This window comes from Micromonospora pallida, assembly GCF_900090325.1.
Lineage (GTDB): Bacteria > Actinomycetota > Actinomycetes > Mycobacteriales > Micromonosporaceae > Micromonospora > Micromonospora pallida.
This window is the reverse complement of record NZ_FMHW01000002.1, coordinates 6,402,917-6,419,137: the sequence shown is the minus strand read 5'-3', so window position 1 is coordinate 6,419,137 and position 16,221 is coordinate 6,402,917. Positions and strand designations below refer to the sequence as shown.

Here is a 16,221-nt window from a genome sequence, read left to right as displayed (position 1 = left end):
CATGTGTCCGGCGTGGCGAATGGGCTGAGGGTGTGACTGGGGTGCGGCGGAGGTGCGCTACCGGGGCCCGGCGGCTCGCCGGCTGTGCGCTGCTCGCCGCGGCCGCGACGGCCGTCCCGCTCGTCGTGCCACCCGCGTCACCCGCCCACGCCGCCTCGCCCTCGGCGGCCGTCGTGACTGCGCCGGTCCGCGCGGTCACGACCGTCGGGGCGCCGGCCCGGGCGGTCACGACCGTCGAAGCGCCGGCCCGGGCGGTCACGACCGTCGGGGCGCCGCTGCGTCCGGCGCCCGCCGTCGTCGACCCGGTGTACGCCCCTACCCGCGCCGACCAGGTACGCGACGACCAGTGGCAACTCGACGCGCTCGACGCGGAGAGCGCCTGGCGGACGTCCACCGGGCGCGGGGTCACCGTCGCGGTGATCGATTCCGGGGTGGACGCCACCCACCCGGACCTGGCCGGACAGGTGCTCCCCGGTCTGGACCTGGTCGATCCCGTCGGGGCGGCGGAGCCGGACCCGGTGGGGCACGGGACCACGGTCGCCGCCCTGATCGCCGGCCGGCGGGACGACCGGCGGGGCGCGGTCGGCCTGGCCCCGGACGCGAAGATCCTGCCGGTGCGGGTCCTCGACGAGGAGAACCGCTACGACGACGCGCTGGTCGTCGCCAAGGGAGTCCGGTGGGCGGTCGACAACGGCGCGCGGGTGATCAACCTCTCCCTGGGCGGGAGTGGCGACAGCGCCGCCCTGGCGGCCGCGCTGGACTACGCCTTCGCGCGGGACGTGGTGGTGATCGCCTGCACCGGCAACCTGTCGGTCTCCTCCGGCCCCCGGATCTGGTACCCGGCCCGGGAACCCGGGGTGATCGCGGTCGCCGGTCTGGAGCGGGACAGCGACAAACTCTGGTCCGGCTCGGTCACCGGGCCGGAGACCGTACTGACCGCACCGGCCACCGAGCTGGTGGGCGCCCGGCCCGGCGGCTACTGGCGGGTGCAGGGGACGAGCTTCGCCGCCCCGTTGGTGGCCGCCACCGCCGCGCTGCTACGCGCCAACTGGCCGCAGATGTCCGCCGGTGACGTGGTGCAGCGGCTGATCAGCACCGCCCAGGACATCGGCCCCGCCGGCCGGGACGACCGGTTCGGCTTCGGCCGGCTCGATCCGGTCGCCGCGCTGACCCGGGACGTTCCCCCGGTGCCGCGCAACCCGCTCGACGACGACTCCTCCCCCGGCGAGGTGGGCTTCGGCCGGGCACCGGGCGTGGCCGAGACGTCCGGCACCGAGACCGGCCGACTCGGTCTCGCCGGCACACGGCGGGACGGGTGGACGGCCCGGGCCGCCGGTGGCGCCGAGGGAAACGCCCCCGGACGGCTGTGGGGTGGCGTACTGCTCGGTGTTGTCCTGGTCACTGGTGCGGGGCTGTTGATTCGCCGGTACCGTCGCCCGACCCGGCGCTGACCTCGCCCAATCCGGCGCCGCCATCAGCCCGAGGCGGGTGATGGTGACGGAAAATTAACTCAGCGCTACGGACCGGCTCCCCCTCGAATTCTTCCAATGAATGGCCGTTGAGTTCCCGGCATCGCTCGAGATACCGGTGAGCAGGCAATTTGCATCGCTGTTTATCGTGAACATTGATTCGGGTGCCAGCGCACCGCCGACAGCGATAAGGGCCAAAGATGAGCGACAGTCACCCTCCGTACGGAGGACCGTCCGATCCGAACGCCGGGCAGCCCTGGGGACAGCCGCCGGGCCAGCCGGTCTCCGGGCAGCCGTGGGGACCGCCGCCCGGCCAGCCGATCTCGGGACAGCCGGATCCGTTCGCGTACGGTCAGCCCGGCTACCAGCAGCAACCCGGCTACCCGCAGCAGCAGCCGGGATACCCGCCGCCGCAGTTCGCCACACCGGTGCAGCCCGCGAAGAAGAGCCGGGGCCTGATGATCGGCCTCGGGGTCGGCGCCGCGACGGTGGCGCTGCTGGCGCTCTGCGGGGTCGGCGTCGGTCTGATCGTCGCCAGCGGTGACGACGACCCGGAACCGCCACCGGTGGCCACCACCTCGGCTCCCGGCGGCACCGACCCGAGCACCGCCCCGTCGACCGAGCAGACGCCGGACGACGGGCCGAACAACAACAACGCGGTGACCGCCCGGTACTCCAGCGACTTCGAGTCGGTCTGCGAGGGCAGCCCGATCCTCAACGCCAAGGACTACTCGACCCCGTCCGGTTCCAAGGCGTACACGTTCTACAACTCCGTGGACCGGCCGGACAACTGGATGCTCCGCTCCGCCGGCTACGGCAAGTCGTACTACGCCAAGAGCGACGAGTTCGAGAGCGTCAGCGTCGTGGGCTGCCTGAAGTACCAGGAGGGCAGCGAGGGCGCCGGTAAGAAGTGCCAGCTCAAGGACAGCTCGGACAAGATCATCACGATCGACTACGTGTCGTCCCGGTACACCCTCACCTTCTACGCCGCGAAGACCGCGCAGAAGATCGGCGACGGCGGCACCATCAACGCGCCGGCCGTCCGCTGCCCGTCCTTCGTGACCTACAACAAGAGCACGATGAAGGCGTACGCCTCGCCGGACACCGGCGCCATCGAGTCCGCCCTGGACAAGTTCCTGGGCTGAGCCCGACCCGTGCGCGACCCGGAGCCGGGGAGGGGTGGGACACCACCTCTCCCCGGGCCGGGCAGCACCTGCTCCTGCCCCGCTCTGCACTGACGGCACAGCCGTCGCCGGCTCGGTGCGGTCGCCACCGGCCCAGCGCCGCCACCGAGCGAGTGGGTGTCGAGCAGGGCCTCCTGTACCCGCGGGCCGCCGCTCAGGTGCGGCAGTTACCGGCTCAGGTGCAGTCGCCGGTGCCGACCGCGCGGGTGCGCTCCGCACCGGCCAGGGCCACCGGCCGGGCCTCCTCGGCGGTGACCGCGAACCCGGTGTTCGGGTCGTCCGCCGCCGCCGCGAAGATCACCCCGAGTACCAGTCCGTTCGGCGCGACCAGTGGCCCGCCGGAGTTGCCGCTGCGCACCAGCGCGCGGATGGTGTAGACCTCCCGGGTGACGTCCCCCGACGAGTAGATGTCCGGGCCGGTGATCTGGTCGACGTCCCGGATCCGGGCCGACTGCGCGTCGTACGGCCCGTCAAGTGGGAAGCCGAGCACGATCGCGTCCGCCCCGCTGCCCGCCGAGTCGGCGGCGAACCGCAGGGCCGGGCCGGGCAGGTCCGGCACGTGGAGCACGGCCAGGTCCCGGTCCGGGTCATAGACCACGACCCGGCCGTCGTACCGGTCGCCGCCCAGTTCCACCGAGACGTCGCGGGTGCCGGCGACCACGTGCGCGTTGGTCATCACCCGGTCATCGGCGTAGATGAAGCCGGAGCCCTCGATCCGGCGACCGCAGCTAGGCGCGGAGCCGAGCACCTTGACCACCGAACGCTGGCCGTTGGCGACCACCTGGGAGCCGGCGAGCGCCGGGTCCGGGGGCGAGACCTGCCGCGCCCGCGTGGGGGCCAGATCGCCGAAGACGTCCGGGAAGCCGTTGGTGTCGACGGTGTCCCGCAGCGCGGTGGAGAGCTGCTGGGCCTGGTCCGGCATCACCCGGTCGACCACGGTGAGCAGTGCGCTGTTCCGTACCGAGGCGGCCAGCCAGGGGAAGGACGACGACCCGAGCGGGACGGCGACGAGCCAGGCCACCATGATCACCGCGAAGAGCGAGACGAACGCCCCCCCGATGTCGTCGGCGCGGCGGCCGATCCGGCTGGTGATCGCGTGCCGCAGGTGCGAGCCGAGCCAGCCGGCAAGGGTCTGGCCCAGCACCGCCAGCCCGAACACCGCGGTCAGCGCGACGATCACCCGGGCGGCGCTGTCGCTGAGCCGGTCCGCGAGCAGGGGACCGACCTGGAGACCGAGCAGGGCCCCGAAGAAGAAGCCGGTGAAGGAGAGCGCCCCGATGACGAATCCCTGGCGATATCCGCTGATCGCGAACACGAGCATGAGCAGCAGCAGGACGAGATCAACGGCCGACACCCGTCCAGCGTACGGGCACCTCCTGGCGGCGGCGACGATCGTCGCGGAAGCGGACCGTCGCCGTCAGCGGCCGGCCATCTCGTCGGCGGAGTCGGTGCCGGCGGACGGTGCCGGGGTGGCCGCCGTCGGCGGCAGGTCGACCACCCGGTCCCGGGGCCAGGGTCGGGCCCAGCCACCCATCTCCAGGAGGGTGGCGAGCACGCCTGCGGTGAACCCCCAGACCAGCATGCCCCGGGCGGAGAAGGCCGGCCCGGTCCAGCCGCTCGGATGGCGTACCCGCATCCGGTTCGCCGGGTCGACCAGCTCGGCGACCGGCAGTCGGGCGACGTGCGCGACCTCGGCCGGCTCCCGTGGGTGCACCGGGTGCGGCCGGTGCCACCAGCCGAGGACCGGGGTGACCACGAAGTCGCTGACCGGGATCCAGAGTTTCGGCAGCTCGGCCAGGACGGTGACGCTGTCCGGGTCGAGGTCGACCTCCTCGTTCGCCTCGCGCAACGCGGTCGCGGTGGCGTCGGCGTCGTCCGGGTCGGCGGCCCCGCCGGGGAAGGCCGGCTGACCGGCATGGTTGCGCAGGGTGGCGGCCCGTTGCAGGACGAGGACGTCCGGCCCGACGTCCGGTTCCTCGGCGAGCAGCACCAGCACCGCGCTCTGCCGGCCACCGCTGGTCGGGGTGTGCAGCGGGGTGAAGTCCTCGGAGCGCGCCGTGCCGAGCCGCGCGAGCAGCGGGTCCATCCACCCGGGGAGCGGACGGGTCATGCGGGTAGGTCCAGGTCGAGGTGCCGGCGGACGAGGTCGGCGAGGCGGGCGTCGTCGAGCGCGCCGGAGACGTCCTGGTGTCGGATCCGGCCCTGCGCGTCGACCAGGATGGTCTTCGGCATGGCGATCGGCGGCAGTGCCCGCTGCAACTGCTGGTCGGTGTCGACCAGCGTGGGGAAGGTGACGCCGAAGTCCTCACCGATCGAGATCGCCCGGGACCGGTCGTCGGAGGTGTTCACCCCGATCACGTGCACCTGCCCGGCCGCCCGCTCATGCAGACGCTGGAACGCGGGGAGTTCCTTGCGGCAGGGCCCGCACCAGGAGGCCCAGAGGTTGATCACCGCTGGTCCGCGTACCGCTTTCAGGGAGACCTCGGTGCCCCCGGTGAGGCAGACGAAGCTCAGGTCGGGCAGTTCCCGGCCCGCCCCGGACGAGGCGGCGGGCGACGACCCGGCGGCCCGGCCCGACGACGGCACGAGCGCGGCGGCCGGGTCCGACGAGGTGCCAGGCACGGCGGCCGGGCTCGACGGACCGGCGGCCGGACCGGACGGTGCGGGCGACGAACCGGCTGGCGGAGCCGAGGGGGGTGCGGTCAGCGTGGCGCAGTCGGCGAAGGGCGAGTCCCCGGTCGCGGCCGGTGACGCGCTGGTCTGGTCGGTCTCCCCGGTGGTGCAGCCGGTCAGTGCCAGCAGCGGGGCGAGGAGAGCCGCAGCCACCCGTCGGTTCACGGCACCTCCACGGCGACGACCTGGGCAGGAACCGGCTCGGGATCGGACCCGGCGGCGACGACCTGGGCGGGAACCGGATCGGGGTCCACCCCGGCGGCGACGGCCTGGGCGGGGACCAGCTCAGGATCGACCCCGGCGGCGACCGCCAAGTCCCGGACTCGGGGGCCCTTGAGCAGCTTCGCCGCGGCGGCCGGCTCGGTCGGCCCGGTCCCGTACGACGGGCAGAGCTTCGTCAGCGTGCAGGCGCCGCAGGCGGGCTTGCGGGCGTGACAGACCCGCCGCCCGTGGAAGATCACCCGGTGCGACAGCATGGTCCAGTCGCGCTTCTCGAAGAGCGCCCCGATCGCGTGCTCGATCTTGACCGGGTCGGTCTCGGCGGTCAGCCGCCAGCGGTGCACCAGCCGTTGGAAGTGCGTGTCGACGGTGATCCCCGGGACGCCGAAGGCGTTGCCGAGGATGACGTTGGCGGTCTTGCGGCCGATCCCGGGCAGGGGCACCAGGTCGACCAGCTTTCCGGGCACCTGGCCGCCGTGCCGCTCGACGAGGGCCTGCCCCAGCCTGATCAGCGAGTCGGTCTTGTTCCGGTAGAAGCCGGTCGGCCGGATCAGCTCCTCCAGTTCGGCCCGGTCGGCGGCGGCGTAGTCCGCAGCGGTCGGGTACCGGGCGAAGAGCTTCGGAGTGACCTCGTTGACCCGCTTGTCCGTGCACTGGGCGGAGAGGATCGTGGCGACGGCGAGTTCCAGCGCGTTGCCATGGTCGAGTTCGCAGTGCGCGTCGGGGTGGGTGTCGGTGAGCAGGCGGCCGATCCGCCGGGCCCGCCGCTTACGGCCCAGGTCGGTCTCCGCCACGCTGGGAGAGCTGGTGGTCACGCCGGCCAGCCTACGTCGCCGGGCGGACAGACCGGTCCTGCCTACCCGGCGTCCGGCGCGGAGATCGTCCCGTCGGCGGCGAACGTGGCCCCGGTCTTCGGGAAGTCCTGGCCGGTGAGCGTCTTGAGCAGGCCGAGGCCCCGGTCGTCCGGGTCCGGGACCGGCTTGCCGATGCCGTTCATGTACGTCGAGGCGAACGAGCCCTCGACGAAGGTGCCGTCCGCCTTCAGCGACACCTTGAGCACGCCACCCCAGCCCAGCCGGCCGTTGTTGCTCAGCGAGTTGCCGCCCCCAGCGAAGTTGCCGAGGCTGTAGGCGATCAGGCGGCCCTGGTAGAACTCCATGCCCCGCAGCACGTGCGGGCCGTGCCCGACGATCAGGTCCGCGCCAGCGTCGATCATCGCCTTGGAGAACTTGACCGGGTCGCCCCGGTTCTCACCGAGGAACATCTCCGTGCCGGGCTTCACCCGGGTCTTCTCCGACCCCTCGCCGCCCATGTGCACCTGTACGACCACCAGGTCCGCCATGGTCGCGGCCTTCTCGATCACCTGCTCGGCGGCGTCGATGTCGACCAGGCTGTTGGACCAGACGTACGACGAGAAGCCGGCGACCGCCACCTTGACGCCCTCGACGTCGACCACGGTGATCTGGTCGGGCGCGCCGGTGTGCTTCAGGCCGTACTCCTCCAGCGCCTTCTGGGTGTTCTTGTAGCCGGCCGGGCCGTAGTCGTACCCGTGGTTGTTCGCCTGGTTGAGCAGCTCGAACCCGGCATCCTTGAGGTGGGCGGCGTACTCCGGCGGGGCCCGGAACTGGAAGCAGCGGGTGGAGTTCGCCCCGCACTTGCCGGTCCCGGTGTCGACGGTCAGCGGCTCCTCCAGGTTGCCCATCACCAGGTCGGCCTCGAGCGCGGTCTTGACGCTGTCGAAGAAGCCCTTGCCCCCGTTCGGGGGCAGCCGGTTCGGCGCGTTGCCGATGATGATGTCCCCGGTGGCGGAGAGCGAGATGACCTTCTCCTCCTCCGCCGGGGGCGCGCTCGAGCCCGCCGGGTCGGGCGATGCGGTCGACGGGTCGGCGGGTTGCCAGGCGGGGGTCTCCGCATCCGGACCGCATCCGGCGACGACCAGCAGGGCGAGGAGCATGCCCAACGCGGCCACCGGGCGGCGGGAGCGGCGACGGGCGTGACGGGAGGCTGCGGCGTACATCGACCGCGACCCTACCGGTCGGCGGGGCTCCCGGGGATGGCCGATCGGTTGAAATGCACCGATCCGGGGGAGACTTCCGGGCGCGGTCGGTCCGACCACGGCACCACCTCGTGGGCGCCGCCGGCCAACACGGCCGCGTGCACCGCGCGGGCCAGCGGGGCACCCCAGCGGGAGCGGGGTCCGCCGTACGGGTCGACCGGGCCGTCCGCCGGGCAGAGCACGGTCACCGCGTCGGTCGGCGTACCGGTGGCCGGCAACCCCAGTTCGACGATCGCCTGGGTCTTCGCCTCGGTGGCCGTGGCCACGGCGTTGACCAGCGCCGCGTCGCCGAGCCGGACGGGCACCAGGGCCACGATGTTGACCGTCCCGACCGGCTCCACGACGGCCGGGGTCGCCGGGGCGGCGGCCTGGACCGGGGTGCCCAGTCCGACCGTCGCCCAGACCCGTACCCCGCTGTCGGCGCGGCTGACCACCTCGGCGACGTCGACCCCGGTCAGCAGGCCGACGCCGGGCCCGTCGAGGCCGAGCTGGTCGGCCAGCCCGGCGAGGTGGTCGGCCGGGTCGTCCCGGTGGTACGACATCGGCACGGTCGCGTTGACCACCCACCGGCGTACCCCGATCCCGCCGCCGAGCGGCGCGGAGCTGACCGCGTACAGCGGGCGGGCGGCGCGCCAGTACAGCACCGGGACGTCCCGGCCGTCCTCGGTCCGGGTGGTCAGAATGGGCTCGCTCAGCACGCCGGTGACCCTACGGCCGGCACCCGGCGGAACGCTCCCCGGACGGTCACCGGCGGTGGATCATAGCCTCTGATCAGGTCGGTTTCGTTACGCCCAAAGATCACGTTCCAGGGGTGACCTCTGATTACCGCTCACGTGCGCCTAGACTGGCGTCGCGCGCGGGATCAGCGGACGGCGGACCCAGCCGACGAACGGCACACACAGGCGGAGGTGCGCGATGGACGAGGTACTGGCCCGTAGTGGAATCTTCCAGGGCGTCGACCCGGAGGCGGCCGAAGCGCTCGCCAAGGAGATGGAGACGCTCGAGGTCCGCAAGGGCGAGGTGGTCTTCAACGAAGGCGAGCCCGGCGACAGCCTTTACATCCTGCTTTCCGGCAAGATCAAGGTGGGACGGCGGGCAGCGGACGGCCGGCAGAACCTCATCGCGGTGATGGGCCCGTCGGACATGGTCGGCGAGTTGTCGCTCTTCGACCCGGGTCCCCGGACGGCCACCGCCACCGCGGTCACCGACACCCGGCTGGTCCGGCTGCGCAAGCAGGCGCTGCGGCCGTGGCTGAACAACCGGCCCGAGATCGCCGAGCAGCTGCTGCGGGTGCTGGCCCGCCGGCTCCGGCGGACGAACGACTCGCTGGCCGACCTGATCTTCACCGACGTGCCCGGACGGGTCGCCAAAAACCTGCTCCAGATGGCCGGCCGGTTCGGCACCCGGGACGGCGGCGTGCTGCGGGTGACCCACGACCTGACCCAGGAGGAGATCGCGCAGCTCGTCGGCGCGTCCCGGGAGACGGTCAACAAGGCGCTGGCCGACTTCGCGTCCCGGGGCTGGCTGCGGCTGGACGGCAAGAGCATCATCATCCTCGACCCGGAGCGGCTCGCCCGCCGGGCACGGGTCTGACCCTGACCGCGTGACGGGAGGGCCACCCCTGGGGTGGCCCTCCCGTTTTCTGCCCGGCGCAGAAACCGTCGACCGGGTCGGTCCCCGGCTGCCATCGTGGTGCGATGCTGGAACGCGTCGCCGTCCTTTCCGACATCCACGGCGTCCTGCCCGCGTTGGAGGCCGTGCTGGCCGAACCGGATGTCGTCGCGGCCGACCTGGTCGTGCTCACCGGGGACATCGCCGCCGGACCTCAACCGGTCGAGGTGCTGGACCTGCTGGCATCTCTCGGTGACCGGGCCGTCTGGGTGGGCGGCAACGCCGACCGCGAGCTGGTCTGGCTGCGCGCCGGCCGGGAGTTCCCGGTCCTGGACGAGGTGACGCCCTGGGCCGCCAGTCAGCTCCGTGACGACCAGGTGGCCCGGCTGGCCGCGCTGCCGCTCAGCGTGACGCTGCCCGTCGCCGGACTGGGTGAGGTGCTGTTCTGCCACGCCACCCCGCGCGACGACGAGGAGGTCGTGCTGGTCGACTCCCGGCTCGACCGGTGGGCCGAGGTGTTCGCCACGCTGCCGACCGAGGTCGGCACGGTGGTCTGCGGTCACACCCATCTGCCGTTCGTCCGGCTCGCCCACCGCCGTCTGGTGGTCAACCCGGGCAGCGTCGGCATGCCGTACGGCGGGGCGGGGGCGCACTGGGCGCTGCTCGGGCCGGGTGTGCAACTGCGCCGCAGCAGGTTCGACCTGGACGCGGCCTGTGCCCGCGTCGCCGCCGAGTCGGGGTATCCGGGTGCTGCCGCCTGGGCCGACGAGTACGTGCGCTCCCGGCACGACGACGCCGAGGCGCTGACCGTCTTCGGCCCACGCGACGGCCGCTGACGCGCACCACCCCGATCTGCTCCGGCGAGGCTGACCCACCAGAAAAAGTCAGTCTTGACTGTTTGTTTCTCCGGCGGCACGCTGGCGGGGTGCCCGCCCCGCCGAGTGACGCCGTGGACCCGGACCGCGACCCGCAGCAGCGCCGCGCCCCACAGTCCGGCGGCGTCCCGCAGCCGGGCCGGGTTCCGCAGCAGGAGCGCAGTCGCGCCACCCGTACCCGGCTGCTGGAGGCGACCGTCGACTGCCTGATCGAGCACGGCTGGTCCGGCACCACCACCACGGTCGTCGCCACCCGCGCCGGGGTCTCCCGGGGCGCGCAACTGCACCACTACCCCACCCGGGCGGCGCTGGTCACCGCAGCCGTGGTCCACCTGGCCGAACGGCGCGCGGCGGAACTGCGTGCCGAGGCCGAGGCGCTGCCGGCCGGTCCCCAACGGCTCGACCGGGTGATCGACATGCTCGCCGCCGCCTTCACCGGGCCGCTCTTCGTCGCCGCCCTCGAACTGTGGGTGGCGGCCCGCACCGACCCGGAGCTACGCGCGGCCCTGGTGCCGCTGGAGGCTCGGGTCGGCCGGGAGATGCACCGGCTCACCGTCGCGGTGCTCGACGCCGACGAACGGCGTCCCGGGGTCCGTGAGGCGGTGCAGGCCACCCTCGACCTGCTCCGCGGGCTCGGGGTGGCCAACCTGCTCACCGACGACTCGACCCGCCGCACCGCCTTGCTGAACGCCTGGAAACGCCAGCTCGCCACCCTGCTCGCGCCCTGACCTCCGGAGGCACCATGGTCGCCCTTCCCGACCTGCTCGCCGATCTCGCCGCCGAGTCGGCCCAGCTCGACGCCCTGGTCGCCCCGCTGCCCGAGGTCACCTGGGCCCGTCCCACCCCGGCCCCCGGCTGGACGATCGGCCATCAGATCGCCCACCTCGCCTGGACCGACCACGTCGCCCTGCTGGCCACCACCGACCCGGCGGCGTTCCACGCCGCGGTCGCCGCCGCGCCGGACGTGCCCCGCCTGGTCGACCAGGGTGTCGAGGAGTTCCTCACCCCACCCGCCGACCTGCTGGCCCGGTGGCGGACCGGCCGGGAGGCGCTGACCACCGCCCTCGCGGCCGTCCCCGAGGGCGGGCAGCTGCCCTGGGTCGGCACGTCGATGTCGGCCGCCTCGATGGCCACCGCCCGGCTCATGGAGACCTGGGCGCACGGCCAGGACGTGGCCGACGCCCTCGGCGTCACCCGCACCCCCACCAACCGGCTCCGGCACATCGCGCACCTCGGCTTCCGGACCCTCGGGCACGGCTTCGCCGCGCACGGCCGCGCGGTGCCGACCACACCGGTCCGGGTCGAGCTGACCGCTCCGGACGGCTCCACCTGGAACCACGGGCCGGCGACGGCAACCGACCGGGTAACCGGCCCGGCGCTGGACTTCTGCATGCTGGTCACCCAGCGTCGGCACCGGGCCGACCTGGCGCTGGCCGCGACCGGCCCGGTCGCCGACGAGTGGCTCGACGTCGCCCAGGCGTTCGCCGGGCCACCCGGCGTCGGCCGGGTGCCCGGCGGGGCGCAGCCGGTCGGGGCCGGGGAGGCGGGCGCATGATCCGGGTCGGCAACGCCTCCGGCTTCTACGGCGACCGGTCCACCGCCTGGCGGGAGATGCTCGAAGGCGGTGAGCTGGACGTACTCACCGGCGACTACCTCGCCGAGCTGACCATGCTGATCCTCGGCCGGGACCGGCTGCGCGACCCCACCCTCGGCTACGCGAAGACGTTCCTGCGGCAACTGGAGGACACCCTCGGCACCGCGCGGGAGCGGGGCGTCCGGATCGTCACCAACGCCGGGGGCCTGAACCCGGCCGGGCTGGCCGACGCGATCCGCACACTCGCCGACCGGCTCGGCCTCGCCGTCCGGGTCGGGTACGTCGAGGGCGACGCCCTGCACCGGCCGGACGCGCTCACCGCGAACGCCTACCTCGGCGCGTTCGGCATCGCCGCCTGCCTGGAGGGCGGGGCGGACGTGGTGGTCACCGGCCGGGTCACCGACGCCTCGTTGCTGGTCGGCCCGGCGATCGCCCACTTCGGCTGGGGCCGCGACGACCTGGACGCGCTCGCCGGGGCCACCGTGGCCGGGCACCTGATCGAGTGCGGGGCGCAGGTGACCGGCGGCAACTTCAGCTTCTTCACCGAGTTGCCCGACGGGGGCCGCCGCCCCGGGTTTCCCGTCGCCGAGGTGCACCCGGACGGCTCCTCGGTGATCACCAAGCACCCGGGCACGGGCGGGGCGGTCACCGTGGAGACCGTCACCGCTCAGCTTCTGTACGAGGTGGACGGGCCGGCGTACCTGGGGCCGGACGTGGTGACCCGACTGGACACGGTGACGCTGCGGCCGGATGGCCCGGACCGGGTCCGGGTCTCCGGCGTGCGGGGCGCCCCGCCGCCGGGGACGCTGAAGGTGGGCGTGACCAACCTCGCCGGCTTCCGGAACTCGATGACCTTCGTTCTCTGTGGGCTGGACATCCCGGCGAAGGCGGCGCTGGTCCGGGAGCAGGTCGAGGCGGCGGTGGGCCCGAAGGGACTGGAGTTCACACTGGCCCGGACCGACCACGTGGACGCGACCGACACCGAGACGGCGAGCGCGCTGCTCCACGTCCATCTGCGGGACACCGACCGGGCGCGAGCCGGGCGGGCCTTCTCGTCGGCTGCGGTGGAGTTGGCCCTCGCCTCCTATCCGGGCTGCACGCTGACCACCCTCCCCGGCGACGCCGCCCCGTACGGGGTCTTCACCGTCGAGAGCGCTCGGCAGGACGAGGTGGCGCAGGTCGCCGTCCTCCCGTCCGGCGTACGGGTGCCGATCCCGCCGCCGACCGTCACCGTCGACCCGGACAGCCCGCACCGTCCAGGCCGAGGTACGGCACCAGCAGCACCCGCGCCGCGCCCGGTCAACCCGGCCGCCGTCCGTACCGGTCCGGTACGGCGCGGGGCGCTCGGCGAGTTGGTCGGGGCCCGCTCCGGCGACAAGGGCGGCGACGCGAACCTCGGCGTCTGGGCGCGCGGTGCCGCCGCGTACGACTGGCTGCGCGGCTGGCTCACCGTCGAACGGCTGGCCGAGCTGCTGCCGGAAACCGCCGGGCGGACCGTCGAGCGGTACGAGCTGCCGAACCTGCGGGCGCTGAACTTCGTGCTCCGGGGGCTGCTCGGGCCGGGCGTGGCCGGCTCGACCCGGTTCGACCCACAGGCCAAGGCGCTCGGCGAACTGCTCCGGTCCCGCCTGGTCGACCTGCCCGTCGACCTGGCCCCAGCCACGGGCGCCACCGAGCCGGCCGGAGCCGCCGTCGCCCCTGCCGGGGATGCCACCGAGCCGGCCGGAGCCGCCGCCCCGGTCAGCCCTGCCGTCGACCGGCTGCCGAGGTGACCATCGTGGACACCCCGGAGCGGCGACAGTTGCGGGAACTCACCCGGGCCTTCGTGACCCGGGAGGTGCTCCCGCACCTGGCCGACTGGGAGCGGGCCGGCAGCGTTCCACGCGCGCTGCACGAGGCGGCGGCGCGGGTGGGGCTGCTCGGCATCGGCTTTCCCGAACGGGTCGGCGGCAGCGGCGGCGACCTGCTCGACTCGATCGTCGTCACCGAGGAGATCATCCGGGCCGGCGGCTCGTCCGGGCTGGTCGCCGCCCTCTTCACGCACGGCATCGCGTTGCCGCATATGGTCGCCGCGGCCGGCTCGGACTCGCCCGGGCCGGCCGATCTCGTCGAGCGGTACGTCCGCCCGACCCTGGCCGGGACGATGATCGGCGCGTTGGCGATCACTGAACCGGAGGGCGGCTCGGACGTCGCCGCGATCCGCACGCACGCCCGCCGCGACGGCGACCACTACGTGGTGAACGGCGCGAAGACCTACATCACCAGTGGGGTCCGGGCCGACTTCGTCACCACGGCGGTCTGCACCGGCCGGCTGGGTAGGGGCCCGCTCACCCTGCTGGTGATCGACAAGGGCACCCCGGGCTTCACGGTGGGCCGTCCCCTGGAGAAGCTCGGCTGGCACTGCTCGGACACCGCCGAACTCTCCTTCGTCGACGTGCGGGTGCCGGTGGCGAACCGGATCGGCACGGAGGACACCGGCTTCCTGGCGATCATGCAGCACTTCGCCACCGAGCGGCTCACCCTGGCCACCAGCGCGTACGCGACCGCGCAGCGCTGCGTCGAGCTGGCCGTGCGCTGGTGCCGGGACCGGTCGACCTTCGGCCGTCCGCTGGTGGATCGGCAGCTCGTCCGGCACAGGCTGGCCGGGATGCACACCGCCGCCGAGTCCGCGCGGGCGTACGTGCACGAGGTGGCGGCCCGGGTCGCGGCGGGCGAGCCGGTGGTGACCGAGGTGGCGATGGCGAAGAACGTGGCGGTGGCCGCCTGCTCCCGGGTGGTGGACGAGGCCCTGCAACTGCATGGCGGCTTCGGCTACCTGCGCGACGCCGAGGTGGAGCGGCACTACCGGGACTCCCGGCTTCTCGGCATCGGCGGCGGCACCACCGAGATCATGAACGAGATCATCGCGAAGGGCATGGGGCTGTGACCACGTTGAGCAGTGCGATCGACCCGGCCTCGGCAGCCTTCGCGACGAACCGGACGGCCCTGCTGGAGCGGCTGGCCGAGCTGGCGGAGGCGTTGGACGTGGCTCGCGCGGGCGGCGGCGAGAAGTACGTCACCCGGCACCACCGGCGCGGTCGCCTCCTGCCCCGGGAGCGGATCGAACTGCTGCTCGACCCGGACAGCCCGTTCCTGGAGCTGTCGCCGGTGGCCGGCTACGGCACGGACTTCCCGGTGGGGGCGAGCGTGGTGACCGGCATCGGGGTGGTCGAGGGGTGGAGTGCCTGATCCTCGCCAACGATCCGACGGTACGCGGCGGCGCGGTCAACCCCTGGTCGCTGGCGAAGACCCGCCGGGCCGGGGAGATCGCCCTGGCCAACCGGCTGCCGATGGTGAACCTGGTCGAGTCGGCCGGCGCGGATCTGCCCACCCAGGCGGAGATCTTCATCCCGGGCGGCCGGGTGTTCCGGGACCTGACCCGGCTCTCCGCCGCGAAGATCCCCACGGTCAGCGTGGTCTTCGGTAACGCCACCGCCGGCGGCGCGTATATCCCGGGCATGTCGGACTACACGATCATGATCCGGGACCGGTCGCAGGTGTACCTGGCCGGTCCGCCGCTGGTGAAGATGGCGACCGGTGAGGACGCCGACGACGAGTCGCTGGGCGGGGCAGCCATGCACGCCACCCGGTCCGGGCTGGCCGACTTCCTCGCCGAGGACGAACGGGACGGCATCCGGCTGGCCCGGCGGTGCGTACGCCGGTTGAACTGGCGCAAGCACGGCCCGCCGCCCCGCGCCCTGGATCCGGCCCCGCCCCGGTACGACCCGGAGGAGCTGCTCGGCATCGCCAGCGCCGACCTGAAGGTGCCCTTCGACCCGCGCGAGGTGCTGGCCCGGGTCCTCGACGACAGCGACTTCGACGAGTTCAAGCCGGCGTACGGCACCGCGCTGGTCACCGGTTGGGGCGAGCTGCACGGGTACCCGGTCGGCGTCCTCGCCAACGCGCGGGGCGTGCTGTTCAGCGAGGAGGCGCAGAAGGCGGCCCAGTTCATCCAGCTCGCCAACACCACCGACACCCCGCTGGTCTTCCTCCAGAACACCACCGGCTACATGGTCGGCACCGAGTACGAGCAGCGCGGCATCATCAAGCACGGCGCGCTGATGGTCAACGCGGTGTCGAACTCGACCGTGCCGCACCTGACGGTCAACCTGGGCGCGTCGTACGGGGCCGGGAACTACGGCATGTGCGGCCGGGCGTACGACCCGAGGTTCCTGTTCACCTGGCCGAACGCGAAGTCGGCGGTGATGGGGCCGGCGCAGCTGGCCGGGGTGCTGTCCATCGTGGCCCGTCAGGCCGCCGCCGCCCGGGGCCGGGAGTACGACGAGGACGCCGACACGGCGATGCGGACGATGGTCGAGCAGCAGATCGAGTCGGAGTCCGGGGCGCTGTTCCTCTCCGGTCGGCTCTACGACGATGGGGTGATCGACCCCCGGGACACCCGTACCGTCCTCGGCCTCTGCCTCTCCGCCGTCCACAGTGCACCGATTGCCGGGGCGGACGGCTTCGGCGTCTTCCGGATGTGAGCACCCGTGAGCGCGAG

At 73.4% G+C, this 16,221-nt stretch carries 12 protein-coding genes and 3 pseudogenes; 9 read left to right on the top strand and 6 right to left on the bottom strand.

All coding sequences use genetic code 11. The features are described 5' to 3' along the window. Nucleotides 1-32 precede the first annotated feature (32 nt). Both mycP and GA0074692_RS27145 read left to right on the top strand, forming a co-directional pair. Nucleotides 33-1,451, top strand: a complete 1,419-nt coding sequence (mycP, locus tag GA0074692_RS27150; RefSeq protein ID WP_176738600.1) for a type VII secretion-associated serine protease mycosin — start codon at nt 33-35, stop codon at nt 1,449-1,451. A gap of 218 nt (nt 1,452-1,669) precedes the next feature. After that, nucleotides 1,670-2,614 carry a hypothetical protein gene (locus GA0074692_RS27145; protein ID WP_091649171.1) on the top strand — a complete coding sequence of 315 codons (945 nt, stop codon included), beginning with the start codon at nt 1,670-1,672 and terminating at the stop codon, nt 2,612-2,614. 214 nt (nt 2,615-2,828) lie between these two features. Here the strand turns inward: GA0074692_RS27145 and GA0074692_RS27140 are convergent, their stop codons facing one another. From GA0074692_RS27140 to GA0074692_RS27115, 6 genes and pseudogenes are all read right to left on the bottom strand, one after another. Then, nucleotides 2,829-4,007 (bottom strand): MarP family serine protease, encoded by a 1,179-nt coding sequence (locus GA0074692_RS27140; protein WP_091649168.1) that lies wholly within the window; start codon nt 4,005-4,007, stop codon nt 2,829-2,831. 63 nt (nt 4,008-4,070) lie between these two features. Then, nucleotides 4,071-4,763, bottom strand: a complete 693-nt coding sequence (locus GA0074692_RS27135; protein ID WP_091649165.1) for an NUDIX hydrolase — start codon at nt 4,761-4,763, stop codon at nt 4,071-4,073. Next, entirely contained in the window at nt 4,760-5,491 is a 732-nt protein-coding gene (locus GA0074692_RS27130) for a TlpA family protein disulfide reductase (protein ID WP_091649163.1), read from the bottom strand. Before GA0074692_RS27130 ends, GA0074692_RS27135 begins: the two co-directional genes overlap by 4 nt. A gap of 92 nt (nt 5,492-5,583) precedes the next feature. Continuing rightward, nucleotides 5,584-6,360: pseudogene (gene nth, locus GA0074692_RS27125) on the bottom strand (endonuclease III); the annotation flags it as partial. Nucleotides 6,361-6,401: 41 nt separating this feature from the next. Continuing rightward, nucleotides 6,402-7,562 (bottom strand): CapA family protein, encoded by a 1,161-nt coding sequence (locus tag GA0074692_RS27120; protein WP_091649156.1) that lies wholly within the window; start codon nt 7,560-7,562, stop codon nt 6,402-6,404. 11 nt (nt 7,563-7,573) lie between these two features. Continuing rightward, a complete protein-coding gene (locus GA0074692_RS27115; protein WP_091649153.1) occupies nt 7,574-8,299 on the bottom strand; it encodes an adenosylcobinamide amidohydrolase in 726 nt (241 codons plus the stop codon). 217 nt (nt 8,300-8,516) lie between these two features. Between GA0074692_RS27115 and GA0074692_RS27110 the strand changes: the two genes are divergently transcribed. The 7 genes and pseudogenes from GA0074692_RS27110 (at nt 8,517) to GA0074692_RS27080 (ending at nt 16,204) form a co-directional block, all read left to right on the top strand. Then, on the top strand, nt 8,517-9,194 hold the full coding sequence (locus tag GA0074692_RS27110) for a Crp/Fnr family transcriptional regulator (protein ID WP_088981720.1): 678 nt from the start codon (nt 8,517-8,519) through the stop codon (nt 9,192-9,194). A 104-nt stretch (nt 9,195-9,298) separates the two neighbouring features. Beyond that, nucleotides 9,299-10,048: a metallophosphoesterase family protein gene (locus GA0074692_RS27105; RefSeq protein ID WP_091649149.1), complete on the top strand. Its 750-nt coding sequence runs from the start codon at nt 9,299-9,301 to the stop codon at nt 10,046-10,048. Between the two features lie 221 nt (nt 10,049-10,269). Continuing rightward, nucleotides 10,270-10,815: a TetR family transcriptional regulator gene (locus GA0074692_RS27100; RefSeq protein WP_245730762.1), complete on the top strand. Its 546-nt coding sequence runs from the start codon at nt 10,270-10,272 to the stop codon at nt 10,813-10,815. Nucleotides 10,816-10,829: 14 nt separating this feature from the next. Beyond that, complete coding sequence (locus GA0074692_RS27095; RefSeq protein WP_091649140.1) at nt 10,830-11,642, top strand: TIGR03084 family metal-binding protein; 813 nt, start codon at nt 10,830-10,832, stop codon at nt 11,640-11,642. Next, nucleotides 11,639-13,333: pseudogene (locus GA0074692_RS27090) on the top strand (acyclic terpene utilization AtuA family protein); the annotation flags it as partial. The gene GA0074692_RS27095 and the pseudogene GA0074692_RS27090, both read left to right, overlap by 4 nt. A 116-nt stretch (nt 13,334-13,449) precedes the next feature. After that, nucleotides 13,450-14,607: an acyl-CoA dehydrogenase family protein gene (locus GA0074692_RS27085; RefSeq protein WP_091649134.1), complete on the top strand. Its 1,158-nt coding sequence runs from the start codon at nt 13,450-13,452 to the stop codon at nt 14,605-14,607. Next, nucleotides 14,604-16,204: pseudogene (locus GA0074692_RS27080) on the top strand (acyl-CoA carboxylase subunit beta). The gene GA0074692_RS27085 and the pseudogene GA0074692_RS27080 overlap by 4 nt, the downstream one beginning before the upstream one ends. Nucleotides 16,205-16,221: the final 17 nt, after the last annotated feature.

What these genes read in the sequence shown, in the direction of transcription:
- GA0074692_RS27145 (WP_091649171.1), top strand. Translation starts at nt 1,670, where the DNA reads ATGAGCGACAGTCACCCTCCGTACGGAGGACCGTCCGATCCGAACGCC.
- GA0074692_RS27135 (WP_091649165.1), bottom strand. Translation starts at nt 4,763, where the DNA reads ATGACCCGTCCGCTCCCCGGGTGGATGGACCCGCTGCTCGCGCGGCTC.
- GA0074692_RS27120 (WP_091649156.1), bottom strand. Translation starts at nt 7,562, where the DNA reads ATGTACGCCGCAGCCTCCCGTCACGCCCGTCGCCGCTCCCGCCGCCCG.
- GA0074692_RS27110 (WP_088981720.1), top strand. Translation starts at nt 8,517, where the DNA reads ATGGACGAGGTACTGGCCCGTAGTGGAATCTTCCAGGGCGTCGACCCG.
- GA0074692_RS27105 (WP_091649149.1), top strand. Translation starts at nt 9,299, where the DNA reads ATGCTGGAACGCGTCGCCGTCCTTTCCGACATCCACGGCGTCCTGCCC.
- GA0074692_RS27095 (WP_091649140.1), top strand. Translation starts at nt 10,830, where the DNA reads ATGGTCGCCCTTCCCGACCTGCTCGCCGATCTCGCCGCCGAGTCGGCC.